The organism is Streptomyces flavofungini (assembly GCF_014650815.1).
Taxonomy (GTDB): domain Bacteria; phylum Actinomycetota; class Actinomycetes; order Streptomycetales; family Streptomycetaceae; genus Streptomyces; species Streptomyces flavofungini.
Genome location: NZ_BMVR01000001.1, coordinates 198,203 through 223,327 on the forward strand (window position 1 = coordinate 198,203; position 25,125 = coordinate 223,327).

Here is a 25,125-nt window from a genome sequence, read left to right on the forward strand (position 1 = left end):
TCAGGTCCCTGGTTTGGCATGATCAAGGGAGGGCCGGGCCGGGGCAGTGCGGGGAGGAGGGCTGGGCGTGGGTGCGGGCGTGAGTGCGGGCATGGGCGTGGGCCCGGGTCTGGGTATGAGCCCGGGCAGCCAGGACCGCGATGACTTCCGTGATCGTGCTGACCTCGGCGCCCTCCTCGCCGTCACCCGGCGGCTGATCGACCTGGACTCCACCGGGGGCGGGGCCGCCGCCGTCCCCCTGGTGCGGGCGGTCGTGCGCGAGGTGCCCGAGGTGACCGCCGCCCCCGCCGCCCTCGCGGGTGCGGGCAGCGACCGGCTCGCGGTGCTCGCGGAGTTGTGCGAGGTGATCGGCTGGATCCTGTTCGACGCGGGGCACCACGGCGCCGCCCACCGGATGAACGCCCGCGCGCTCGCCCTCGCCGAGCTCTGCGGCGACCGCTGGACGGCCCGCCTCACACTGCTCAACGACAGCATGCTCCTCGCCCACACCGGCCACCCCCGCGCCGCCCGCACGGCCGCCGCCCGCGCCCGGGGCCCGCGCCCGCTGCCGCCCCGGGTGGCGAGCCTGGTCCTGCTCCGCGAGGCCCACGCGACGGCGATGCTCGGCGCCCGCCGCGAACCCCTGGCCCTCCTGACCCGCGCCGAGAGCCGCTTCCTCGACGGCGTCTCGCGCCACGACCCGGCGTGGGCCTGGTGGATCGACGAGGGGGAACTCACCGGCCACCGGGGCTGGATCAGATCCCGGCTACGGGACTTCACCCGCGCCATCCCCCTCCTGCGCGGCGCCGCCACGGCCCCCGGCCCGTCCTACCGCCACCTGTTCACCGCCCACCTCCTGGCCGCCCTGACCGGCGCCGGTGCCTGGTCCGACGCGGAGACACTGATCACGGACCTCGCCCCGCGGGTCACCGGCATCGGCTCGGCGCGCACCGTCGAGGCCCTGTGGGGCACAGCGCGGCGGCTGTACGGCGACGACCGCGCACCGGCGTCCGCGCGGGACGCGGCGGTGCACCTCATGGAGTGCCTGGGGCAGCCCCCGACCACCTAACCCGCAGGGCCCTCACCAGCACCGCCCCCATCGTCACCCTCGTCATCACTCCCCTCATCACCCCTCTCGTCATCCCCGTCGTCGTCCATCAGGCACAGGTCCGGCGGGACGAGGGTCGTCGACTCGACGAGTCCCCGCAGCAGGTTGTGCAGGAGGCTGTTGTCGGAGGGGCGGCCGAGGGAGTTGTCGTGCAGGAGCGCGTGCGGGAAGCCGCTGTCGTGCAGCCGCCGCCGGACGACCTCGACGCGGTACTCGATCCGGCGCTCGCCCCAGTTGCCGTCGGGCCGCAGATAGGCGAGCTGCTCCGCGGCCCGGCTGTACGTCAGGGGGCGCGGCCCCTCCTCGTACAGCAGGTACTCCTGTCCGAGGACGACGAGCAGCAGCCGCTCGTCGTCGTCGAGCGCCCACCGCCTGGGCGGCACGGTCTCCGCACTGCGGCGTGCGACGAGGCCCGGGTCGTCGGGGCCGGTCACGTACAGCTCCACGAGGTGCTCGCGGTAGCCGGAGCCGCGGACGAACAGCGGGGTGTAGCCGGTGGCGATCGGCTCCGGCTCGGTGCTGGCGTGCAGCATGCGGCCGCGGGGCAGCCGGACGAGCTGCTGCCCGGTGTTGCGCAGCCACCACTGGTGCCCCCGGTACGTCAGCTCCCCGTGCCGACGGCTCACCATCAGGTCGTGCTCGCCGACGGCCAGGGCGACCTCCGGCAACTCCCCGCGCCCGAACGCCAGCGTCAGCCCCTGCCGCGGGGGCACCTTGACGGCGCCGGTCACCGAGCGGGCGTGCAGGGTGCCGGGGCGAGCGGGTGCGACGCCACGCGCGAGGGTGGCGTTACGGGCGGGGCTGCTTGGGCGGGGCGGGGCTTGGCGGTTGGCGGCTTGGCGGTTGGCGGCTTGGCGGTTCGCGGACTGGCGGTTGGCGGCTTGGCGGTTCGCGGACTGGCTGGTTGTGGCCTCGGGGTTCGTGGGCTGGCTGGTCGGGTCCTCGGGGTTCGCGGCCTGGCTGGCTGTGGCCTGGCGGTTCGCGGCCTCGCGGTCCGTGGCCTGGCGGTCCGTGGCCTGGCTGTCCGTGGCCTCGGGGTTCATGGCCTGGCTGGTCGCGGCCTCGCTGCCCGTGGCCTGCCTCTTCGCGGCCGCGCGGTCCGCGGCCTCACGGTTCATGGCCTCGCGGTTCATGGCCTGCCTCTTCGTGGCTTCGCTGTTCGTGGCCTCGCTGGTCATGGTCGGTCTCCCGTCGGCCGCGCTCGTGGCGCCCGGGTGCGCGTCCCCCGCCGCCCCGCGCCTTCCCGTCAGTGTGCGCCAGCGGTCCGGGACCCCTCCCGAAGGCCCGCCGGGGCCCACAGCCCCCGGCCCGGCCCGCCCAATGTGCCCTAGTCGGCGTGGAGTTCAGCCACCGCCGCACCCGCGAAGGTGGTGGCGAGACGGCGCAGCCGCTTGTCGGAGGGGTCGCCGCCGACGGTGACGTTCACGGTCTCGACCTCTCCTGCGAAGCACTTCGGCCACGGCGACGACGGCCGCGCAGACCACCCCCGGCACCACCATGATCATCACGGGGGACAGCAGGGCGGCCGCGGGCCCGTCGAGGTCGTCCAGGGCGCCGCCGAGCAGCAGCGCGACGAAGGCGACGGCGGTGACGACCATCGCGCCCGCTCCGGCGGCGATGCCCCGCAGCCACGCGCTGTTGCGGTCGGTGGAGCGGCGCGCCCGCGCGATCCGGGCGGCGGCCTCGGGCAGCGCCGCCCAGTCGGGGCCCCGCCGCAGCTCCCACAGGGCGCGCAGCTCGCGTACGTCCTCGTGCAGGGCGAAGAGGTTGCGGCTGTTGACGTGGGGCAGCAGGACCTGGTGGCCCTGGCGGTCGTAGAGGTGGACGAACTCCCGCGCCACACCGGCGTCGACGGCCGCCGCCGGGTTGCCCTCGACCTCGATGGCCTGCACGTCCCGCCACGCGACGAAGCGCCCGCCGAACGGCCCCCGCGCCTCGACGCCTTCGGGCCCGGTGAGGGTGGCGCTGCGCCGGAACGCGACGCGCGTCAGGGCGTACAGCACCACGAGCAGCACCGGCAGCCCCAGGAGCACCCACAGCGGCGCCCCGGTCCGCGCCAGTTGCGCGAGCCCGGCGGTGATCCCCACCAGGCCGAGCCCCGGCAGCCCGAGCCCCCGCGCGCCCATCCCGACCCGGTACTCGGGATAGTGCACGCCCCCGTTCCCGGGCCCACACCCGCTCCCGGACCCCCGCCCGCTCCCGGGCCCACACCCGTCATCCGCCATCGATCCCACCTGTCGACCTCGTCCTCTCCCTCGCCTCGAACCGCTCACCGCGGACGGCACGCTAGGGGGAGCGGCCCGGGACGGGTCCCGCGCTGCCCGGAAGAACGACCGGCCCCGCGCAGCACCTCGTACGTGGCGAAGCCGCCCGCGCCGGTCAGGTTGCTGAAGCGCCCGTGTGCTCCAACGTTCACGGGGTGCCGCGGTGCGGACGGGCCGTGTGCGCGACGCGGAACGTCCGTGCGGGGCAGGACGGTCCCGGCCGCGGCCGACGGCGTCGGCGGACCGGTCCCCGGGCCCCCGGCCCGGAGGCAGGGCCTTTCAGGTGAAACGTGCGCTTAACGCCTTGTCGTAGCGGTCGAATCCGCCCCCCACCAGCCCACAGTTGACGCGTCCTCAGGTCCCCTCGTGGTCGGAAGTGCTGTGGTCCCCATCGCTCCTCGGTACCGTCGCGCCCTCGTCGCCACGGTGGCCGTGCTCGTCGCGGCCCTCGCGGCGCTCGCCCTCGTGCCCCACGACAGCGAGGCCCGCGCCGACCCTCGGATGAGTGTCCGGCTCGACCCGGGCACGTCGCCGGTGCCCGCGGGCGACCACGTCACGTACAACGGGTTCATCCAGTGCTCGATCCCGGGCGACTGCCAGGACGTGACCGTCACCTTCACGCCCCCGCCCGGCGCCTCCGGCAAGGGCGTCGTGTCGCAGCCCTACCCGCCGGGCGTCACCGGTGTGACCGCGAACGACGACGGCACGGTGACCGTCGCGTACAGCTCCATCGCCAGCGGGCAGAGCTCCCAGCTCACCGTCAGCTGGCCCACCGAGGACTACTGGACACCGCCGGGCGGCCAGCGGGCGGAGATGTCGGCGACGGCCGCCAACGGCGACGGCACCCCGAGCACCGACGACGCCGTCGTCGAGGTGACCGCCGAGCCGAACCCGGCGATCCGCAAGGAGGGCCCCTCCCGCGCCCGGCCCGGCGAGACCCTCACGTACAAGGTCACCGCCACCAACGACCCCCGTAACGCCAACCGCCCGCGCGGCAACCTCGCCCTGGAGAACGCCGTCCTCACCGATGTGCTGCCCGAGGGCGTCGACCTCGTCGACGCCACCCCCGCGGGCTACACCTACGACGCGGCGACGCGCACCGTCACCTGGCCCGTCGACACCGAACCCGACCGGCCCGGCGACCAGTTGGCGCAGGTGAAGAGCTACCCCTACGGCGTCGTGCACGAGATCCGCGTGAAGGTGCGCGACGGCGTCGCCGACGGCACCACCCTCACCGACACCGCGTCCGTCACCGGCGACCCGTACGGGCCGGAGACCGAGAAGATCACCAGGTCCGACACGGCCGACACCGTCGTCGGCTCCGGCGGCGGCGAGGTGTCCGGCACCCTCGACAAGTCCGTCGACCCGCCGCTCGCCGCGAACGGCCAGCGCGTCTCGTACGTCCTGCGCTTCGCCAACACCGGCACCGACGCCGCGGACGCCCGCATCGGCGACACCCTGCCCGCCGGGTTCGACCCCCGGACCCTCAGCCTGTCCACCCCGTCCGGCGGAACCTACGGCGGCGACTGGTCGGTGGTCGTGACCCGGCGCGACGGCAGCACCGAGACCATCACACCGTCCGGGCAGACCATCGACCTCAGCCGGACGGGCGCCCTCGTCGCCGTACGCGTCGACGTGCCGCGCCTGCCCGCGGGCAGCAACCTCGTCGTGCAGATCTCCGGCCGCGCCGACGGCTCCGAGATCCCCGACGGCCGCGGCGACATCGACAACTGCGCCCGCCTCGGCCTCACCGGCGGCAGCGGCACCGCCGAGGAGGAGTCCTGCGCGAGTTTCCACATCGAGCCCGAGGTCTCCCAGCCCGAGCTCGCCAAGTCCACCGAACCGGCACCCGTCGGCCCCGGCGGCGGCCACACCTGGACCGTGACCCTCACCAACGACCGCTACCGCACCGGCTCCTCACCGCTGCGCCCCCGCTTCGTGGACCTCGTGCCCCGCCAGCTCGCCTACGTGCGGGGCTCCTGGAGCCTCGCGGACGACCAGCCCGACTACTGCCCCGCGGGCGACCGCTTCACCGAGACGGTCACCGAGGCCCCCGCGATCCCCGGCGGCCGCACCCGCGTCGAGCTCACCGCCGAGCCCGGCGCCGAGATCCCCGCCGACGACTCCGCCTGCGTCTACACCTTCCGCACGACCGTCGAGCCCGGCGTCGCCAGCGGCACCTACGGCGGCTCACCGGGCGACGCCGACTACGCGGGCAACCGCGCCGGGCTCTACGACGCCGAGCGGCCCATCAACACCCGCACCACCGACCGGCACGACATCGACGGCGACGGCGACACCGGCGAGAACGTCGCCGAGGCCACCGACGACTTCGCGATCGCCGAGTCCTCCGCGCTGTTCGTCACCAAGGAGGTCAAGGGCGACGAGGACGACGCGTTCCAGGGCTCGGCGGAGGTCCCCGGCAAGGAGGACGAGATCGGCCGGTCGACGATCGGCGGCACCGTCGAGTACCGCACCGTGCTCGGCAACATGGGCAACACCACCCTCACCAACGTCGTCGCCTACGACCTGCTGCCCGCCCCCGGCACCACGGGCGTCACCAGCGGCCGGTACGGGGACGACGTCACCAGCCAGTGGCGGCCCCGGCTCACCGGGCCGATCGACGCGGGCTCGGCGCCCGTGACCATCACCTACTCGGAGAAGGCCGACCCGTGCCGCCCCGAGATGGACAACACCCCGGACGGCAGCGCCCCCTTCCAGTGCGGCGGCCGGCCCGACCCGTCCTTCCTGCCCGCCGGCCAGGTCACCGACTGGAGCCGGATCCGCTCGGTCCGCTTCGACTTCGGCGACCATGTGTTCTCGGCCGGAGAGCGCTACGCGCTGCGCTGGACCATGGACGTGCCCGAGCGCGGCCCCGACGGGGAGCCGTTCGAGGGCGGCGAGCGCACCTGGAACAAGGTCGCCATCGCCGGCGACCGACGCCAGCCCGACGGCACGACACGACGGCTGCTCGCGACGGAAGCACCGTGGGTGGTCGACGAGATCCATCCCACCCCGTCACCGTCGCCGTCCCCGTCAGAGTCCCCATCTCCGTCAGAGTCCCCGTCGCCGTCACCGTCGCCCTCGGACTCCCCCTCCCCGTCACCCTCGCCCTCGGACTCCCCGTCGCCTTCACCTTCACCGTCGGACTCCCCGTCCCCCTCGCCTTCGCCGTCGGACTCCCCCTCCCCGTCACCCTCGCCGTCGGACTCCCCCTCCCCCTCGCCTTCACCGTCGGACTCCCCCTCCCCGTCACCCTCGCCGTCGGACTCCCCCTCCCCTTCCCTGTCCCCCTCGGACTCCCCCTCCCCGTCGGACTCCCCGTCCCCCTCGCCCTCGGAGACGACCCCGACACCACCGCTGCCGGACACCGGATCCGGGGACATCTGGATGGTGTCGGGGATCGCCGCGGCGCTGCTCGCGGCAGGCACGTTGCTCGCGGCGATCGCACACAGGCGACGAGAGGCACGCGACGAGCTGTGAGGTGAGCCCTCGCGGGGCCGGTCCCGGGAGCCGGGGCGCGGGAAGCGCGCCCCGCACATTCACACCAACGAGTCGATCACCGCGGAACGCCCGGCTGACGCCGGGTCCCGGCAGCACGCGACCCCGGCCGACAGCATCGGTCCGGGGTCGGAGAAGGCCAGGTCAGATCGTTTCTGCACCCGTGCCGGGTGGTGGGGCGGGCGGGACTCGAACCTAACCGGGCGAGCCATCTCACCTGCGGTTTTGCCGGGGAACCGGACATCTCTAGCTGATTCGATCACGCCTGGTCCTCTTCAGTCCCGCTCGATCCGGCGCGGTGAGGCAATCGCCTCACCGGCTACCGAGGCCCGTTCGAGCCGCAATGCTCGGCTTGGAGCGGAGAAGGCTCCTCTCTTAGGGCAGGCACCTGCACGCCCTCACTGGGTGCACTCCCCGGTGCGGCTTCGCCATCGGACCGCACCGGCAGCAGACACAGAGTTGCACCGACGGCTTGGGATCCCGCAGGTGCAACTACAAAGTTCTGTCCGGACGCCTGGTGGCAATTCATAGATATTGAGGCGGAATATCGGTGTCTGGCAAAGTATGGAGAAACCCACTGCCAGCCGCCTGAAGCCGCAGGTCACGGCCTGTGATCCCCGCACCTGCGGGGGTGGTCCCGACAGCAAGGCGTGGCCGACCCGGCTCGCCCTGTGGTCCCTGCGCCTGCTGGGGTGGTCCCACGACCGGGTTGCCGGTGGTGATCTCGATGAAGTGGTCCCCGCGCATACGGGGGTGGTCCCAGGGTGACCTCGGACCGTGCGTCGCTTCCACGCCGGCGCCTCGACCCGTCAGCTGAAAGGTGAATGCAGATGGTGGGCCGCTTTGGCTGGGCGATGGAGCAGCAGGCAGGGATCCGTCTTAACACCGGTCAGGCGCGTACGTCTCGTTGCTGCACTTCCTTGAGGACCGCCGCCACGGTGGCGAAGTCGTTGTCCACGTGGAGCACCGTGTGGCCGTGATGGACGGCGGTCGCACACACCAGGAGATCGATGGCTCCGGCGGCGCGGTGTTGCCCGCGCTGGGTGAGCTTGTACTGCGCGGTATCGACCCAGCGCCACGCGTCCTTGGGCACCGGCGAGAACCGGCAGAGACCATCCAGCTCTTCGGCCAGCTCATCACGGTGCGCCGGACTGGCCGCCGAGCAGAGGAACTCCGCCCTCGTGGGCCCACAGACATGGAACACGCCGGCGGCGATGTGCCCTTCCCAGGGCCGCAACGCCCCCGGCGTACGGAAGAGGCGCCACAGGGCGGAAGCATCGAGAAGGTACGTGATCACCCGAAGGCAGCCCGCCGGGCGTCCTTGGCCGCGGCATGAGCAACAGCCGCAGCCTCGAACTCACCCCGCTCACCCCGCGCGGCCAGCCTCTCCGCAGCCTCCAGCCGCTTGAAGCGCGCCACATAATCCCGCAGAGCCGCGTTGACCGTCTCCTTCTTCGTCGAGACACCCATCAACCGCATCGCCTCGGCCAGCGCCTCATCATCGAGATCGATCTGAGTAACAGACATACCCGCCACCCCTCACCACGAGTCCATGACGTACATAACCAAGCCACATCACCAACATTCCTCACGGCAGCCCCTCACACACGAGACAGACCCGACCCGACCGCCGGGCTCGGAGCGTGGGCCGATGTGCGGGCAAAGCATCTGGCCGCACATCGTGGCGCCTTGCCAGTAGGTGAGGCGCCGCCCTCTTCGCCCGAGGATGGAGCCTGCGCAGTAGTAACATGTACTACATGGAGACCACAGCCCGCGAGTTCAATCAGAAGTCCTCGCAGATCCTCGCCGCTGCAGCACGGGGCGAGACCGTCGTCGTCACCAAGAACGGCGTCGCCGTCGCGCGCCTCGTCCCGATCCTCGACGAGGACATCCCCCCGTACCCCACGGATCCCATGGGACCCATCGACCTGCCGGAGCTCGACCTTCCTGACCTCACCAACGATGAGATCGACGACGTGCTCAGGGGGATGGGTTCGTGAGCCTGGTCGCCATCGCCGACACCAACGCCCTCTACCGCCTGCTCGACCCGAAACTCACCGGGTACGAGGAGCACAAAGAGGCGCTGGCAGCCATCAGTCATCTCATCGTCTCCCCCATGGTTCTGGCCGAACTGGACTACCTGATCGCGGCAAGGGGCGGGCCCCGCAAGGCTTTGACCGCGGCCCGGTTCATCGAACGCAACACGGCCACCCGTCGGTTCGAGGTGCCCTCTGTCTCCGAGCACCTGAGCGCAGCGATCGCTGTCGCCGAAGGGTACGCAGACGCTGACGGAGGGAAGGGCATTGGATTGACCGATGCAATGAACGTGGCCCTGGCTGCCGCGTACCGAACCGACGCCGTGTTCACCACGGACCGCCACTTCCGCATGGTCCGACCCCTGACCGGCCACAAAGCCTTCCGGCTCATGCCCGACGACCTGTAAACGCTAGGGCTGACGTCGCCGCGAAGCATGCCGAGATCGCTCGCCAACCTCAGAAAGACCTGACGGGTAAGCCTCTCGGGTGGATCCACTCGGTGTGCTCCCGGCCGCCGCGCCGGAACCGGGCGACGCTGCGGCTGCCCCGACAGTGGGACCGACACACCCGCAAGATCGGTGTCGCCGCCTGCGATAGCTCTGCCGAACAACCGCACCAGCCATATCGACCGCGTCGCCCCCGGGGCTACGGCTACCTCGGCGAGCTAGTGGCTCCACCCGGGGCACGCGGCGTCATGCGCCGGAACTGGGGACAACGCGCGGTGATCGACATTGGTGATGACGAGCATCGCTTCCAGCGATTCCGGTGTGGTCAGTGGGCCGTCCGGTCGATCCCGGCCGACGCTACCCTGCCCGCCACACTCACCACGATCGCCGATCCAATGCCGCCGCCTGCGCTCAGAGAACCGGCCAGGTTCACAGTCCAGGACCTCGATCTGGTGACCAAGGTGCCGGGTTGTGCGTGCCCTCTCGGAGCAGGGTGCTCTCCGCGCGTGCGGGGGTGGTCCCTGGCTGGCTGGTCCGGATGGGCCCGGCCAGCCGTGGTCCCCGCGTGTGCGGGAGGGGTGGTCCCCGCCGGGCACCCGGCACGGGGTAGGCGCTCGTGATCCCCCGTGGTCCGGGGCCCGCTGAGAAGCTGTCAACGCTCTCCTTGACTGCCGCACCGGCCCCGGCGCATGTCCGGCAAGGGGTTCGCCCCTCCTCCTCGTTGGAGGAGGGCGCGTAGCTCATCGCTCTCGATTGATGAGGCTTGTTGAACTTCCCCACCCTGCGCTCGAGGGTGGGACAGACCTGCTCACCTTGACTCCCCACCTGAAAGCCGCCGATATGGCGTCGGGCGCATCAGGTGATGCTTGCTGCCCGTCCTGCCCCGGTCGACGGAACTTCGTCCGGTCTTGGCCCGCCCTTCAACGCGGGGGCGGGAGAGCTGTCGACCGCGGCCCGGGGGAAGTCCGCGGCGTTCGCGCTGCGGAGCTCGGCGAGGAGGCCCTCGTGCAGCCGGGGCCACATTCCCGCGTCGGCCCACTCGGACCACTTGGCCAAGCGGCGTCAGCAGGTCATGCCGGAGCCGACACCGAGTTCCTGCGGCAGGTGCTCCGAGGCGATCCCGGAGTGGAGCGCGAACGGGATGCCCTGGAACACCATCCGATCCGGAGTGGTCCGACGACCTCGGAGATCACTTCGTTAGGGTTTCTCAGGCGTCCTGGCCATGGCCGCGACCAGCGCTGCAAGGAGCAGGACGCCCGCCGACCACCAGGCCGCGACGGTAAAGCCGTGCACCATACCCTCCTCCAGGCCCTGGCTCCGGGACGGGTGGGCGTCGATGTAGCGGGTGGCGGCGGACGACGCGATCGTGTTCAACAGGACGGTGCCCAGGGAGCCGCCGATCTGCTGGAAGGTGGAGACGGTCGCGGACGTCACTCCGGCGTCCTTCGGGGCGACCCCGGCGGTCGCCGTCGCGTAGACCGGCATGAACGTCAGTCCCATGCCCAGGCCGAGCAGCACCAGCGCGGGCAGCACCCCGGTGGTGTAGGCGGAGTTCATACTCAGGCGGGTCAGGAGCAGCATGCCGACGGCCGCGAGGAGCATGCCGGGGGCCATCAGGTTTCGGGGGGCGGTGTGGGGCAGGAGCCGGGCGGCGATCTGCGTCGCGCCGATGACGATCGTGACGGACATCGGCAGGAACGCCAGTCCGGTCCGTACGGGTGAGTAGTCGAGGATGGCCTGGAGGTAGTAGGTCAGGAACAGGAAGGCGCCGAACATGGCGACGGTGGCCAGGCCCATCGTCGCAAGCGCCGCCGCACGGGTTCTGTCCCTGACGATGTGCAGCGGCAGCATCGGATGCTTGGCGTGGGACTGCCACCACACGAAGACGGCGAGCAGGACCACACCGGCCGCGAACAGGGTCAGGACCAACGGGTCGGCCCAGCCGGCGGATTCGGCGTCGCTGGAGCCGTACACGATCGCCACGAGCCCGCCGGAGGCGAGCAGCGCGCCGGGGACGTCCAGGCGCACCCCGCGCTGGCCGGGGCTGTCCTTGAGGAGGGCCAGCGCGCCGCCGAGGGCGGCCAGCGCGATGGGGACGTTGACGTACAGGCACCAGCGCCAGGTCGCGTACTCGGTGAGCAGGCCGCCCACCAGCAGCCCGATGGCGCTGCCGCCCCCGGCGAGCGCGCCGTAGATCCCGAACGCTCTGCCGCGCTCGGCGGGGTCGGTGAACGTCGTCGTCAGCAGTGACAGTGCGGAGGGGGCCAGGACGGCCGCGCAGGCCCCTTGCAGGGCCCGCGCCGCGAACAGCGTCCCGGGGCCGTCGGCCGCACCGCCGAGCGCGGAGGCGGCGGCAAATCCGACCAGGCCGATCATGAAGGTGCGTTTGCGGCCGACCAGATCGGCGATCCGGCCGCCGAGGAGGAGCAGGCCGCCGAAGGCCAGGGAGTATGCGGTGATCACCCACTGCCGGTTCGCATCCGACATGCCCAGTCCGTTCTGGACGGAGGGCAGGGCGATGTTCACGATCGTGCCGTCGAGAATCACCATGAGCTGGGCGCCTGCGATGACGGCGAGGGCCCACCACCGCTTCGGATCGGGCAACTCGGCCGCGTTCGCGGTGGTGTGGGGGACCGGCGTGGGCACGGTGCGCCCGGGGGAGGACTTCTTGGTCAAGGCGATCACATTCTGTGTCGGAGGCGTAGGAGCAGACGCGCGGTCCTACACCCCGGGACGCGACACAAGGGATCGCGAGAGCAGCGGACACCACCATGAGGTGCCGCAAGGGGGGAGAGTCCTACCGCGCGCCGAACGGGGGCACACGGCCGGGGGCAACTATGGCCGCAACACTCGTTGTGCAGTTCCAGTCCATGTTTCCCACCTCCTCCCGGCCGGGCACGCGGTACGCATCGACGCCGAACGCGCCGAATGGTGCGGCGGGGGCCCCGCCGCACATGACCTCCGACAGAGTAGGTCAGCCAGCCGGGGACGCAAACGGATTTACCCACGCGGTACGGGCTCCTCACGCTTCGACAAGCAAAGGTCGCGCCGTGCCCAGCCGAGAAGGCTGCGGCTACGAAGCCCTGACCGTTCTCTCGCGGCTGGTGACACGGTTCCTACCGGCGTCCCCGACCCTCGTTGCCACTGGGGAAGGAAGAGCATCACTGGCTGAATTCACAGATCCTCATCACGCGAACAGGACCGAAAGCGCATCAACTCCAGGCTCTGTGACCACGCTTGGGAACCTGCAGCCCCCCGCTTCGGCCCGTGCTTGACCTGAACCTCGGTTGATGTACGAGAGTCGTGTCATCGAACGGCGAAACGAGGAGTTTCCGATGACACAGCCCAGAATCCTGGTGACCGGCGCGACGGGAAAGGTCGGCGGCGCGGTGGTGGCCCAACTGCACGCGGCGGGCGTGCCCGTACGGGCGCTGGTGCGAGGGGAGGCGGACTTCCCTGAGGGCGTGCAGGCGGTACGCGGCGATCTCGGTGATCCCGCGTCGCTGGACACGGCACTGGAGGGCGTCGATACGGTCTTCCTGCTGTGGCCGTTCCTGAGCGCCGAGGGCGCGTCGGACGTGATCGACGCGATCGGGAAGCACGCTCGACGGGTGGTGTACCTGTCGTCCGCCGGGGTCGAGAACGAGCAGGAGGAGCCCGGCGAGGCGATCACCATGTTCCACACGGAGCTTGAGCGGCTGATCGAGGCATCGGGCCTGGAGTGGACGGCCCTGCGGCCCACCGGGTTCGCGAGCAACACGCTGGGCTGGGCGGAAGAGGTCCGCACCACCGGTGCGGTACGGGCGCCGCTGGCAAGGCTGGCCCGCCCGCTGATCCACGAGGCGGACATGGCTGCGGTCGCCGTCGAGGCACTGACCACCGATGCCCTGCTCGGTGCCCGCCCCCTGATCACCGGCCCCGAACTGGTCACCCAGGAGCGGCAGGTGGCGCTGATCAGCGAGGCGATCGGGTGCCCGGTGCGGTTCGAGGAGATCACTCTGGACGAGGCCGCCGAGCAGATGCGGGCCGCTGGCTACCCGGCGGAGCTGGTGGAGGCCATCGTGCCGGCCCAGGCCGAGATGCTCGCCCATCCGGAGCCGGTCAACGATGAAGTGGAGCGCATCACGGGCACCCCGGCCCGGTCCTTCCAGGAGTGGGCGGTGGACCACGCGGCGGACTTCCGCTGAGGGGGACGTCCGTACACGCGGGCACGGACGCCGAAGCGGAGTGGTCACTGGCGGGACCACCACGAAGTATGAAGTCGGAGCGCCCGCCCATTGCCGCTGAGGAGCAGGCCCGCTCCCGCTGCCTGTCGTCGGCCGCGTTCCCCGCCCGATGCACCAGACAGGTACAGCTGTGACCAGGAAACTTGCCCGGCGCGACCGGCTCGGCTGTACCTACGTGCACCAACGGGACCTCGGATCAGGGGCGGCAAGTCCTTTGCGGACGTGCTCACCTCGTCCGCCCGGACCTTGAGCGCCTTCGCCAACTGGTCGAGCTGGTGCGTGGCCTGATGGAAACCCTGCATGCGCCGATCCATAGGCAGGGGCGCTTCGCCGAGAGGAGGGTGAAGGCCCCGGCAGGCGCCGCGGTGAAACGGTACCGCGCACCCCGCGATGTGGGTCTGCGAGAAGCGGACGGTGCTCGGCTCCGCGGCGCGGCTGGCCGTCCTGGCGCAGTGCCTGGACCGACGGGGCTCACGGTCAGGCGCGTGCGTCCCGCTGCTGTACTTCCTTGAGGACCGCCGCCACCGTGGCGAAGTCGTTGTCCACATGGAGCACCGTGTGGCCGTGATGGACCGCTGTCGCACACACCAGGAGATCGATGGCACCGGCGGCGCGGTGCCGCCCGCACTGGGTGAGCTTGTACTGCGCGGCATCGACCCAGCGCCACGCACCCTTGGGCACCGGCGAGAACCGGCAGAGACCATCCAGCTCTTCGGCCAGCTCATCACGGTGCGCCGGACTGGCCGCCGAGCAGAGGAACTCCGCCCTCGTGGGCCCACAGACATGGAACACGCCGGCGGCGATGTGCCCTTCCCAGGGCCGCAACGCCCCCGGCGTACGGAAGAGCTGCCACAGGGCGGAAGCATCGAGAAGGTACGTGATCACTCGAAGGCAGCCCGCCGGGCGTCCTTGGCCGCGGCATGAGCAACAGCCGCAGCCTCGAACTCACCCCGCTCACCCCGCGCGGCCAGCCTCTCCGCAGCCTCCAGCCGCTTGAAGCGCGCCACGTAGTCCCGCAGCGCCGCGTTGACCGTCTCCTTCTTCGTCGAGACACCCATCAACCGCATCGCCTCGGCCAGCGCCTCATCATCGAGATCGATCTGAGTAACAGACATACCCGCCACCCCTCACCACGAGTCCATGACGTACATAACCAAGCCACATCACCAACATTCCTCACGGCAGCCCCTCACACACGAGACAGACCCGACCCGACCGCCGAGTTCGGAGCGTGGGCCGATGTGCGCGATACACCCCTCACCGGACGCCCACATCCCGAATGAAACGGTCATTTCGCCGGAAGGGCCGGGGGGTACAGATGTTCCGTGGGTGAGCCGTGGGACCGCCAACCACGGATCCCACGGAGGTGTCCCCCTGAAACCCCAGGCCACGAGGGGATCAGAGACCCGGCGGGCCGCACAGGCGCACGATTGCCTCACCGAGGTGAGGCAATCGCCTCACGCAAAACACCCGTCCAACCGCGTTTTCGCAGGTCAGAACGTTTCTTCGCAAGTCCTTCAGTGGGGCGGGTGGGACTCGAACCCACGGCCGACGGATTATGAGTCCGCTGCTCTAACCGGCTGAGCTACCGCCCCTAACGGCGCGTCGCGCACATTTGTGCGCGCCGTCTGCCGCAGCATAGCCGCTCATACGATCTCCTGCTCCGGCTGGTCGGCTATGCACGACCATGAGGACCCCGCTGCGGCCCGCGCGGTTCCATCGGGGGCGAAACAGGCACGTACGAAGGATCGTTGGGGGCGGGGCCCGAGGGGCCGGGCGCATGCGAGAGGGCCCCCGCCGCGCCGCGAACGAACGCTTCAGGGGCCCTCTCGTACAGCTCTCCCGACTGGACTCGAACCAGTAACCTGCCGGTTAACAGCCGGCTGCTCTGCCAATTGAGCTACAGGAGATCGCGCTCCCCCGACTGGACTCGAACCAGTAACCTGCCGGTTAACAGCCGGCTGCTCTGCCAATTGAGCTACAGGGGAATGACTCTTGGTGACGGAGTCACTGCAACAATGTCACCTACCTGGGGATTCCCGGGCGGCGTGCGCTTGCTGCGACACATACATTAGCGCAAGCAGGGGGGTGCTCCGCCAATCGGTATCCCCCGCGACCGACGTCGGGACAGTCGAGGCAAGGGAAGGGTGGCCGTCATGCGCTACCGGCTCACATTCGTGGCAGGTCTGGCTCTCGGGTACGTGCTCGGGACCCGGGCCGGACGCGAGCGTTACGAGCAGCTGAAGAAATCGGTTCGTGAGATCTCCCAGAACCCCGCCGTCCGCAACACCGTGGAGTCCGCGGCCCAGCAGGGCCGGGGCGTCGCGGGCAAGGCCTTCCACTCGGTGTCGGAGAAGGTCGGCGACCGGATGCCGGACTCCGTGGCCGAGCGGGTGCGGTCGCTGCGCGAGCGCGGGCAGGGTGCGGAGGACGACTGGGGCACCAGCAATACGTAGGCGGTGCGCGGCGGGCGCCGGGCGTGCCGCCGCGCGGTCACCTGCGACGACGAGCCCCGTACGGACAGCCGTGCGGGGCATCGTCCGTTGTGCGGCAGAATCCTCGGCATGGGGATAGTCGCGGGGTTGGACAGTTCGCCCGAATTCACACGCATCGTTGTCTGTGACGCCGACACGGGTGCCGTACTCAGGCAGGGCTATGCCCCGCATCCGGTGGAGGCTCCGGAAGGCGGCGGGAAACCGACGGACGTCGACCCGCAGGCCTGGCTGCTGTCCCTCGGCGAGGCGGCGGGCGGCGGGCTGCTCGAAGGCGTGCAGGCGATCGGCGTGTGCGCCCAGCAGCACGCGCTGGTGCCGCTCGACTCGCAGGGCAACACGGTGCGGCCCGCCCTCGTCGGCAACCACCCGCGCGCGCAGGTCGCCGCCGCCGACCTCGTCGACGGGCTCGGCGGGCGGCAGGCGTGGGCCCAGGCCGTGGGCTGTGTGCCGCAGGCCCCGATGCCGGTGACGAAGCTGCGCTGGCTGGCCCGGCACGAGCCGGAGGCCGCGCTGCGCACCCAGATGCTCATGCAGGCCCACGACTGGCTGGTGTGGCAGTTGCTGGGGCGGCCCGCGCGGCGCACCACCGACCGGGGCGGGGCCTCGGGCACGGGGTACTGGTCGGCGGCGACCGGCTCGTACCGTCCCGATCTGGTGGAGCTGGCCCTCGGGCACCAGGCGATGCTGCCGGAGGTCATCGGTCCGGCGGACGCCGCGGGTACGACGCCGGAGGGGCTGCTGATCTCCGCCGGTACCGGCGAGACCATGGCCGCCTCCTTCGGGCTCGGCGTGCAGCAGGGCGACGCCGTCGTCTCCCTCGGCGCCTCCGGTTCCGTGATGGCCGTGCACCACGAGGCGCTGGTCGACGCGAGCGGGACGATCACCTCGCTGGCCGACGCCACCGGCATGCACCTGCCGGTCGTCCACACCCTCAACGCCGTACGGGCCCTGCGCGGCACCGCCGAGATGCTCGGCCTGCCCGACCTCGAAGCGCTCTCCGACCTGGCCCTGAAGTCGACGCCCGGCTCCCACGGACTCGTCCTGCTGCCCTATCTGGAGGGCGAGAAGACGCCGAGCCTGCCGCATGCCGCGGGCACCCTGACCGGCCTTCGGCGCGAGTCGATGAAGCCCGAGCACCTGGCGCGGGCCGCGTTCGAGGGCATGCTGTGCGGGCTCGGCGACGCCCTCGACGTGCTGCGCGGGCGGGGCGTGGAGGTGCGGCGGGTTTTCCTGCTCGGGCCCGCCGCCGACCTGCCCGCGGTGCGGGCGATGGCGCCGATGCTGTTCGGTACGCAGGTCGTGGTCGTACAGCCCGCCGACTACGCCGCGATCGGCGCGGCGCGGCAGGCCGCGTGGGCCCTGACCGGGCAGTTGCCGCTGTGGCAGGGCGCGGTCTCGCAGGTCTTCGAGCCCGGCGAGGAGCTGGCCGTCGGCCAGGCGGTGCGGCAGCAGTACGTGACGGTGCGGGAGCAGGCGCATCCGGGGGCGTTCTCGGGGACTCCGGTCGCCTGAGCCGCTCGTTTCAGCCCGAGCCGTTCCTTTCGGTACGAGGACCGCTCTTTCCGTACGAGGATGGCTCAGTACGAGGACCCCTCTCCGCGCGAGCCGCGTGGAGAGGGGTCGTTCGTTTTCCTGCGGAAGCGGATTCCCCGCGGCAGCGGATTCTCGCGGAAGCAGACATTCCGACGCGTTGCGTGAGCGAACGGAAGCGTTCAGTGTGCCCAGTTCTTGACCAAGGCTGATTTTTGACCGGGTCATGGGTTAATCGGTTGCACGGGGGCGGGGGCAGTGGCGCAGGATGGTGGGCGACTTCGTCGACGCCTCCCCCCCCATCCAAGACTCAGCCGAGAGACGAGCGTGCTCATACGACTCCTGCGGACCCATCTGGATCCGTACAAGAAGCCCATCGCCTTGCTGGTGCTGCTGCAGTTCCTGCAGACCTGCGCCGCGCTCTATCTCCCCACCCTGAACGCCGACATCATCGACAACGGTGTCATCAAGGGGGACACCGGCTACATCCTGTCGTTCGGTGCCCTGATGCTGGCCGTCACCGTCGGCCAGATGGTGTGCAACATCGGCGCCGTCCTGTACGGCGCCCGCACCGCGGCCGCGGTCGGCCGGGACGTCCGGGCGGCCGTCTTCGACCGGGTGCAGTCGTTCTCCGCGCGGGAGCTGGGCCAGTTCGGCGCGCCCACGCTGATCACGCGGACGACCAATGACGTCCAGCAGGTGCAGATGCTGGTGCTGATGGCGTTCACGCTGATGGTGTCGGCGCCGATCATGTGCGTCGGCGGCATCGTGATGGCGCTCGGCCTGGACGTGCCGCTGTCGGGCGTGCTGCTCGCCGTGGTGCCGGTGCTCGGCATCAGCGTCAGCCTGATCGTGCGCCGCCTGCGGCCGCTGTTCCGCACCATGCAGGAGCGCCTGGACACGGTGAACCGGGTCCTGCGCGAGCAGATCACCGGCAACCGCGTCATCCGCGCCTTCGTCCGCGACTCCTACGAGAAGGAGCGCTTCCGGGGCGCCAACGCCGAGCTGACCGAGGTCTCGGTGAGCACCGGCAAGCTGCTCGCGCTGATGTTCCCGATCGTCATGACGGTGGTGAACCTGTCGTCGATCGCCGTCGTCTGGTTCGGCGCGCACCGCATCGACAGCGGCGGCATGCAGATCGGCGCGCTCACCGCGTTCCTCGCCTATCTGATGCAGATCGTCATGTCCGTCATGATGGCCACCTTCATGTTCATGATGATCCCGCGGGCCGAGGTGTGCGCCGAGCGGATCCAGGAGGTCCTGGACACCGACACCAGCGTGGTGCCCCCGGCTGAGCCGGTGCGGGAGCTGCGCGGACACGGCCACCTGGAGCTGCGCGGCGCCGGATTCCGCTACCCCGGCGCCGAGGAGCCCGTCCTCAAGGCCATCGACCTGGTCGCGCGCCCCGGCGAGACGACCGCCGTGATCGGGTCGACGGGCAGCGGCAAGTCGACGCTGCTCGGCCTGGTGCCGCGGCTGATGGACGTCACCGAGGGCGAGGTCCTGGTGGGCGGCGTCGACGTGGGCACCGTCGAGCCCGCGCTGCTCGCCCGCACCGTCGGGCTCGTACCGCAGAAGCCGTATCTGTTCGCCGGGACCGTGGCGAGCAATCTGCGGTACGGCAATCCGGACGCGACCGACGACGAGCTGTGGCACGCCCTTGAGGTGGCGCAGGCCAAGGAGTTCGTCGAGGGGCTCGCGGAGGGGCTCGGCGCGCCGATCGCGCAGGGCGGCACCAACGTGTCCGGCGGCCAGCGGCAGCGGCTGTCCATCGCGCGGACGCTGGTGCAGCGGCCGGAGATCTACCTCTTCGACGACTCCTTCTCCGCGCTCGACTACGCCACCGACGCGGCGCTGCGGGCCGCGCTCACGCACGAGACCCGCGAGGCGACCGTCGTGATCGTCGCCCAGCGCGTGTCGACCATCCGGGACGCCGACCGCATCGTGGTCCTCGACGAGGGCCGGGTCGTGGGCACCGGACTCCATCACGAGCTGATGGAGAGCAACGAGACCTACCGGGAGATCGTCCTCTCCCAGCTCACGGAAGCGGAGGCCGCGTAATGGCCGGTCTTGGCGGACCGATGATGGGGCCGGACTCCCGGTCCATGGACTTCAAGAACTCCGGGAAACGGCTGCTCGCGCAGTTCCGGCCGGAGCGCACCACGATGTACGCGATGCTCGCGGCCGTCGTGATCAGCGTCGCCCTGTCCGTGCTCGGCCCGAAGATCCTCGGCCACGCGACCGACCTGGTGTTCGCGGGCATCGTCGGCCGGGACATGCCCGCGGGCGAGTCCAAGGCCGACGCCATCGAGCGGCTGCGCGAGCACGGCGACGGCGGCATGGCCGACATGCTGTCCGGGCTCGACTTCACGCCGGGCGAGGGCATCGACTTCGGCGCGGTCGGCTCGGTGCTGCTGTTCGCGACGGTCGCGTTCCTGGCCGCGGGCCTGATGATGGCCGTGGCGACGCGGCTCTCCAACCGGGCCATCAACCGCACCGTGTTCCGGCTGCGCGGCGACGTGCAGGCGAAGCTGTCGCGGCTGCCCCTGTCGTACTTCGACAAGCGGCAGCGCGGCGAGGTCCTGAGCCGCGCCACGAACGACATCGACAACATCAACCAGACGCTCGGGCAGACGATGGGCCAGCTCATCAATTCGCTCCTGACCATCGTCGGCGTGCTCGCGATGATGTTCTGGATCTCCCCGCTGCTCGCCCTGGTGGCCCTGGTGACCGTGCCGCTGTCGTTCGTCGTCGCGACGAAGGTCGGCAAGCGCTCGCAGCCGCAGTTCGTGCAGCAGTGGAAGTCCACGGGCGCGATGAACGCGCACGTCGAGGAGATGTACACCGGGCACACCCTGGTGAAGGTCTTCGGCCGCCAGGAGGAGTCCGCGAAGGCCTTCGCGGAGCACAACGACGCGCTGTACGAGGCGTCGTTCAAGGCGCAGTTCAACAGCGGCATCATGCAGCCGCTGATGTTCTTCATGTCGAACCTGAATTACGTCCTCGTGGCCGTCGTCGGCGGCCTGCGCGTCGCCTCCGGCTCGCTGTCCATCGGCGACGTGCAGGCCTTCATCCAGTACTCCCGCCAGTTCTCCATGCCGCTGACGCAGGTCGCCTCGATGGCGAACCTGATCCAGTCCGGCGTCGCCTCCGCCGAGCGGATCTTCGAACTCCTCGACGCCGAGGAGCAGGACGCGGACCCGGTGCCGGGCGAGCGTCCCGCGGATCAGCTCGGGCGCGTGGAGATGGAGCACGTCTCCTTCCGCTACGAGAAGGACAAGCCGCTCATCGAGGACCTGTCCCTGGTCGTGGACCCGGGCCACACCGTCGCCATCGTCGGCCCCACCGGCGCGGGCAAGACGACCCTGGTGAATCTGCTCATGCGGTTCTACGAGGTCACCGGCGGGCGCATCACCCTCGACGGGGTCGACGTGGCGCGGATGTCCCGCGACGAACTGCGCGGCGGCATCGGCATGGTGCTCCAGGACACCTGGCTGTTCGGCGGCACCATCGCGGAGAACATCGCGTACGGCGCGGCCAAGGACGTCTCGCGCGCGCAGGTCGAGGAGGCCGCGCGGGCCGCGCACGCCGACCGGTTCATCCGGACGCTGCCCGAGGGGTACGACACGGTCATCGATGACGAGGGGACCGGCGTCAGCGCCGGGGAGAAGCAGCTCATCACCATTGCCCGGGCGTTTCTGTCCGACCCGGTGATCCTCGTCCTCGACGAGGCGACCAGTTCCGTGGACACCCGTACCGAGGTGCTCATTCAGAAGGCCATGGCTCGGCTCGCGCACGGGCGTACGTCGTTCGTCATCGCGCACCGCCTGTCGACGATCCGCGATGCGGACACCATCTTGGTCATGGAGGACGGGGCGATCGTCGAACAGGGGACGCATGACGCCCTGTTGGCGGCGGAGGGCGCGTACGCGCGGTTGTACGCCGCTCAGTTCGCGCAGGCCGTGGCGGAGGTCGACTAGCGCCGTCGGGGCTTGGGAGTTCTGCGCGTGCCGGTCCGGCTGTGGCTGGTCGCGCAGTTCCCCGCGCCCCTTTGGGGCGCCTCCGTACCCCGCTAGTCCAAGTAGCCCCTGAGCTGGTCCGCGAAGGCGTGGTCCCGCAGCTTGTTGAGGGTTTTCGACTCGATCTGGCGGATGCGTTCGCGCGTGACGCCGAAGATCCTGCCGATCTCCTCCAGGGTGCGGGGCCTGCCGTCCGCCAGGCCGTAGCGGAGCTGGACGACCTTGCGTTCGCGTTCGCCGAGGGTGGAGAGGACCGCCTCCAGGTGTTCGCGCAGGAGCAGGAACGCCGCGGACTCCACGGGGCTCGTCGCGTCGCCGTCCTCGATGAGGTCGCCGAGCGCCACGTCGTCCTCCTCGCCCACGGGCGCGTGCAGCGACACCGGTTCCTGGGCCAGGCGCAGGACCTCGCTGACGCGTTCGTGCGGCAGGTCCAGGTGGGCGGCGACCTCTTCGGGCGTCGGTTCGCAGCCGCGCTCCTGGAGCATGCGGCGCTGGACGCGGACGACGCGGTTGATGAGTTCGACGACGTGCACGGGTACGCGGATGGTGCGGGCCTGGTCGGCGAGGGCGCGGGACATGGCCTGGCGGATCCACCAGGTGGCGTACGTCGAGAACTTGTAGCCGCGGGCGTAGTCGAACTTCTCCACCGCCCTGATCAGGCCGAGGTTGCCCTCCTGGACGAGGTCGAGCATGGTCAGGCCGCGGCCCACGTACCGCTTGGCGACGGAGACGACCAGGCGCAGGTTGGCCTCGATGAGGCGGCGCTTGGCCATCCGGCCCAGCACGACGAGCTTGTCCAGGTCGAGGGCGAGCTGGGAGTCCAGGTCGGGGGTGCCCGCCAGTTTCTCCTCGGCGAACAGGCCCGCCTCGACGCCGCGCGCGAGCTCGACCTCGTCGGCGGCGGTGAGCAGGGGTATGCGGCCGATCTCGCGCAGGTACTGGCGGAACAGGTCGGACGAGGGGCCGCTGGTGTCGGCGCGGCTGCTGCGGGGGCTCGGCACCTCGACGACCTCGACGACCTCCTCGGGCTGCTGCTCGGGGGCCTGCTCGACGGGCTCGGGCAGTTCCGGATGGAGCGGCGCGTGGCCCTGCGGCGGCACCACCGCCGCGATGACGTCGGTGTCCACCGCCGCGGCCACGGGCGCGGCGGTGTCGGTCTCGGTGAGGGTCTGGGTCTGCACGGGGGCGACCTCCAGGGTGATCGCTGCCGCGGGGGACGGCAGCGGTACAGCGGGACCGGCGTCGACGGCCTCGCCGCTGTCCGTCCCGAACACGATGTGTGGAACCGCGGGAATGTCGGACCCGCTGTCTGCTGCGGGCCGGCCGCGCTCCGAGGACTCAGGCACCGCACCCCAGTGTGGAGTACGACACACGGCCGCCACGAGGGGCGTGCGGGGACTTTTTGAGTCCGGTGCGTGACCAGGTGGTTACCCGACGGGTATCCGGCCCTGGCCGTGCCATGCGGCCCGTCGTGGGGTCCCCCCTGTTCTTCAAGAGCTCGGGGGAGTTCGAGGACGGGCCCGCGGGGCGACAGCCGCCCACCGGGCCGGTGGGCTAGAGCGCCGCCGCGCCCTGCTCCCGCAGCGCACGCCCGTACTGCTGCAGCACCCACAACTCGTTCTGCACGGCGGACAACCGCTCCGGATCCCCGTGGCTCCCCGCGAGCCGGGCGAACGTGCCCTGGACGTCACGGACCCGCCGGTCCACCGCACGCAGCCGCACCTGGACGAGCTGCTCCCCCGCGTACATCTCGTCCACCGTGCGGCGCATGATCGCCTCCACGGCCAGCTCCGTGACCATGGCGCGCACCGCGTCGTCGGGGGCGGCGTCACGGACCCGGACCAGATAGTCCTGCGGGTCCTGGATGCCGAACTCGGCGCCGCCCGCGTCGAGGATGGCCTGGCGCACGGCGGCGTAGGGCGCGGCGGTGAACTCGTCGACGCCGTACGCGTCGAAGGCCGGGGAGACCAGGTTCGGGTGCTGGAGGGCGAGCTTGAGGAGCTCGCGCTCCGTGGCGTACACCGGGTTGCGCAGGTTCAGGGCGGGGCCCGCGGGGCCCTGCCGGACGGCCGGGGCGGGTCCCTGCGGGGCGGCGCCGCGCTGCGGGACGGGGCCCTTGCCGCCCCGGTCGCGCGCCCAGCGGGCGAGCTGCGCGACGCGCTTGACGACGAACTGGGTGTCGAGGATGCCGAGCATGCCCGCGAGCTGCACGGCGACCTCGTGCTGGGCGCCGGTGTTCTTGATGCGGGCGACGACGGGCGCGGCCTCGTCCAGGGCGGCGGCACGGCCCGCGGGGGTCTCCAGGTCGTACCGGGCGACGATCTGGCGGAGCGCGAACTCGAACAGCGGGGTGCGGGGCTGGACGAGGTCGGCGACCGCCGCGTCACCCTTGGCGAGGCGCAGGTCGCAGGGGTCCATGCCGTCGGGGGCGATGGCGATGTACGTCTCGGCGGCGAACTTCTGGTCGTCCTCAAAGGCGCGCAGGGCCGCCTTCTGGCCGGCCGCGTCGCCGTCGAAGGTGAAGATCACCCGGGCGGAGCCGTTGTCCATGAGCAGGCGCCGAAGGATCTTGATGTGGTCGCCGCCGAAGGCCGTGCCGCAGGTCGCGATGGCGGTGGTGACGCCCGCGAGGTGGCAGGCCATGACGTCGGTGTAGCCCTCGACGACGACGGCGCGGCTGGCCTTGGCGATGTCCTTCTTGGCGAGGTCGATGCCGTACAGGACCTGGGACTTCTTGTAGACCGGGGTCTCGGGCGTGTTCAGGTACTTCGGGCCGTTGTCGTCGTCGCGGAGCCTGCGGGCACCGAAGCCGACGACCTCGCCGCCGATGTCGCGGATCGGCCACATCAGGCGGCCGCGGAAGCGGTCGATGGGGCCGCGGCGGCCGTCCTGGGAGAGCCCGGAGAGGATCAGTTCCTTGTCCGTGAAGCCCTTGCCGCGCAGGAAGCGGGTGAGGTGGTCCCAGCCCGCCGGGCTGTAGCCCACGCCGAAGTGCGCGGCGGCGGCCTGGTCGAAGCCGCGCTCGGCGAGGAACTTGCGGCCGATCTCGGCTTCGGGGGACTCCAGCTGGGCGCTGTAGAAGTCGGCGGCGGCCTTGTGGGCCTCGATCAGGCGGATGCGTTCGCCGCGCTGGTGGGACGGGTTGTACCCGCCCTCCTCGTAACGCAGCGTGATGCCCGCCTTGCCGGCGAGGCGCTCCACCGCCTCGGAGAAGGTCAGGTGGTCGACCTTCATCACGAAGGTGAGGGTGTCGCCGCCCTCCTGGCAGCCGAAGCAGTGGAACAGGCCCTTGCTGGGGCTGACCTGGAACGACGGCGACTTCTCGTCGTGGAAGGGGCAGAGGCCCTTGAGGTTGCCGCCGCCCGCGTTGCGCAGTTGGAGGTACTCGGACACGACGGCGTCGATCGGGACCGCGTCCCGAACCGCCTTCACGTCCTCGTCATTGATCCGTCCAGCCACGCGGGAATTCTACGGCCAGGCGACGACACTCCAGGTGCCGCCGTGGGCGGCGGTCGGCCCGC

General features: G+C 71.0%; 18 protein-coding genes and 3 tRNA genes. 9 read left to right on the forward strand and 12 right to left on the reverse strand.

All coding sequences use genetic code 11. From position 1 onward, the window contains the following. Positions 1 to 67: 67 nt before the first annotated feature. Positions 68 to 1,048 carry an NsdA family TPR-like regulatory protein gene (locus tag IE274_RS00840; RefSeq protein ID WP_229909069.1) on the forward strand — a complete coding sequence of 327 codons (981 nt, stop codon included), beginning with the start codon at positions 68 to 70 and terminating at the stop codon, positions 1,046 to 1,048. Here the strand turns inward: IE274_RS00840 and IE274_RS40165 are convergent. Beyond that, a complete protein-coding gene (locus IE274_RS40165; protein WP_307822175.1) occupies positions 1,045 to 2,265 on the reverse strand; it encodes a hypothetical protein in 1,221 nt (406 codons plus the stop codon). The genes IE274_RS00840 and IE274_RS40165 overlap by 4 nt on opposite strands. A 165-nt stretch (positions 2,266 to 2,430) precedes the next feature. Further along, a complete protein-coding gene (locus IE274_RS00850) occupies positions 2,431 to 3,240 on the reverse strand; it encodes a PH domain-containing protein (RefSeq protein ID WP_190113577.1) in 810 nt (269 codons plus the stop codon). Between the two features lie 477 nt (positions 3,241 to 3,717). Here IE274_RS00850 and IE274_RS00855 point away from each other — a divergent pair, with 477 nt between their 5' ends. Next, a complete protein-coding gene (locus IE274_RS00855; RefSeq protein ID WP_190113578.1) occupies positions 3,718 to 6,834 on the forward strand; it encodes a DUF11 domain-containing protein in 3,117 nt (1,038 codons plus the stop codon). Between the two features lie 907 nt (positions 6,835 to 7,741). Here the strand turns inward: IE274_RS00855 and IE274_RS00860 are convergent. Next, entirely contained in the window at positions 7,742 to 8,149 is a 408-nt protein-coding gene (locus tag IE274_RS00860) for a PIN domain nuclease (protein WP_190113579.1), read from the reverse strand. Continuing rightward, the gene (locus tag IE274_RS00865) at positions 8,146 to 8,379 is read right to left on the reverse strand and encodes a type II toxin-antitoxin system VapB family antitoxin (RefSeq protein WP_190113580.1); all 234 of its coding nucleotides are present in this window, start codon (positions 8,377 to 8,379) and stop codon (positions 8,146 to 8,148) included. The genes IE274_RS00860 and IE274_RS00865 overlap by 4 nt, the downstream gene beginning before the upstream one ends. Before the next feature lie 230 nt (positions 8,380 to 8,609). On the opposite strand from IE274_RS00865, the gene IE274_RS00870 reads away from it, so the two are divergent. Then, positions 8,610 to 8,852 (forward strand): type II toxin-antitoxin system Phd/YefM family antitoxin, encoded by a 243-nt coding sequence (locus IE274_RS00870; RefSeq protein ID WP_190113581.1) that lies wholly within the window; start codon positions 8,610 to 8,612, stop codon positions 8,850 to 8,852. After that, entirely contained in the window at positions 8,849 to 9,295 is a 447-nt protein-coding gene (locus IE274_RS00875; RefSeq protein ID WP_190113582.1) for a PIN domain-containing protein, read from the forward strand. The genes IE274_RS00870 and IE274_RS00875 overlap by 4 nt, the downstream gene beginning before the upstream one ends. Positions 9,296 to 10,531: 1,236 nt before the next feature. Here the strand turns inward: IE274_RS00875 and IE274_RS00880 are convergent. Further along, the gene (locus tag IE274_RS00880; RefSeq protein ID WP_269821359.1) at positions 10,532 to 12,010 is read right to left on the reverse strand and encodes an MFS transporter; all 1,479 of its coding nucleotides are present in this window, start codon (positions 12,008 to 12,010) and stop codon (positions 10,532 to 10,534) included. 659 nt (positions 12,011 to 12,669) lie between these two features. Here IE274_RS00880 and IE274_RS00885 point away from each other — a divergent pair. After that, positions 12,670 to 13,521 (forward strand): NAD(P)H-binding protein, encoded by an 852-nt coding sequence (locus IE274_RS00885; RefSeq protein ID WP_190113583.1) that lies wholly within the window; start codon positions 12,670 to 12,672, stop codon positions 13,519 to 13,521. Between the two features lie 516 nt (positions 13,522 to 14,037). Here IE274_RS00885 and IE274_RS00890 read toward each other — a convergent pair. The 5 genes from IE274_RS00890 to IE274_RS00910 all read right to left on the reverse strand — a co-directional run bounded on the left by IE274_RS00890 (position 14,038) and on the right by IE274_RS00910 (position 15,548). Then, on the reverse strand, positions 14,038 to 14,445 hold the full coding sequence (locus IE274_RS00890; RefSeq protein WP_190113584.1) for a PIN domain-containing protein: 408 nt from the start codon (positions 14,443 to 14,445) through the stop codon (positions 14,038 to 14,040). After that, on the reverse strand, positions 14,442 to 14,675 hold the full coding sequence (locus IE274_RS00895) for a type II toxin-antitoxin system VapB family antitoxin (protein ID WP_190113585.1): 234 nt from the start codon (positions 14,673 to 14,675) through the stop codon (positions 14,442 to 14,444). Before IE274_RS00895 ends, IE274_RS00890 begins: the two co-directional genes overlap by 4 nt. 406 nt (positions 14,676 to 15,081) lie before the next feature. Next, positions 15,082 to 15,155 (reverse strand) — tRNA-Ile (locus IE274_RS00900). Positions 15,156 to 15,397: 242 nt separating this feature from the next. After that, positions 15,398 to 15,470 (reverse strand) — tRNA-Asn (locus IE274_RS00905). Between the two features lie 5 nt (positions 15,471 to 15,475). After that, positions 15,476 to 15,548, reverse strand: a tRNA-Asn gene (locus IE274_RS00910). Between the two features lie 168 nt (positions 15,549 to 15,716). Between IE274_RS00910 and IE274_RS00915 the strand changes: the two genes are divergently transcribed. From IE274_RS00915 to IE274_RS00930, 4 genes are all read left to right on the forward strand, one after another. Further along, complete coding sequence (locus tag IE274_RS00915) at positions 15,717 to 16,016, forward strand: YtxH domain-containing protein (RefSeq protein WP_190113586.1); 300 nt, start codon at positions 15,717 to 15,719, stop codon at positions 16,014 to 16,016. Between the two features lie 108 nt (positions 16,017 to 16,124). Beyond that, positions 16,125 to 17,567 (forward strand): xylulokinase, encoded by a 1,443-nt coding sequence (locus IE274_RS00920; RefSeq protein WP_190113587.1) that lies wholly within the window; start codon positions 16,125 to 16,127, stop codon positions 17,565 to 17,567. Positions 17,568 to 17,912: 345 nt separating this feature from the next. Further along, positions 17,913 to 19,646 carry an ABC transporter ATP-binding protein gene (locus tag IE274_RS00925; RefSeq protein WP_190113588.1) on the forward strand — a complete coding sequence of 578 codons (1,734 nt, stop codon included), beginning with the start codon at positions 17,913 to 17,915 and terminating at the stop codon, positions 19,644 to 19,646. Continuing rightward, complete coding sequence (locus IE274_RS00930) at positions 19,646 to 21,565, forward strand: ABC transporter ATP-binding protein (protein WP_190113589.1); 1,920 nt, start codon at positions 19,646 to 19,648, stop codon at positions 21,563 to 21,565. The genes IE274_RS00925 and IE274_RS00930 overlap by 1 nt, the downstream gene beginning before the upstream one ends. Positions 21,566 to 21,657: 92 nt before the next feature. Here the strand turns inward: IE274_RS00930 and IE274_RS00935 are convergent, their stop codons facing one another. Both IE274_RS00935 and dnaG read right to left on the reverse strand, forming a co-directional pair. Beyond that, a complete protein-coding gene (locus IE274_RS00935) occupies positions 21,658 to 22,950 on the reverse strand; it encodes an RNA polymerase sigma factor (protein ID WP_190113590.1) in 1,293 nt (430 codons plus the stop codon). A 208-nt stretch (positions 22,951 to 23,158) separates the two neighbouring features. Continuing rightward, positions 23,159 to 25,063, reverse strand: a complete 1,905-nt coding sequence (gene dnaG, locus IE274_RS00940; RefSeq protein ID WP_190113591.1) for a DNA primase — start codon at positions 25,061 to 25,063, stop codon at positions 23,159 to 23,161. Between the last annotated feature and the right edge of the window lie 62 nt (positions 25,064 to 25,125).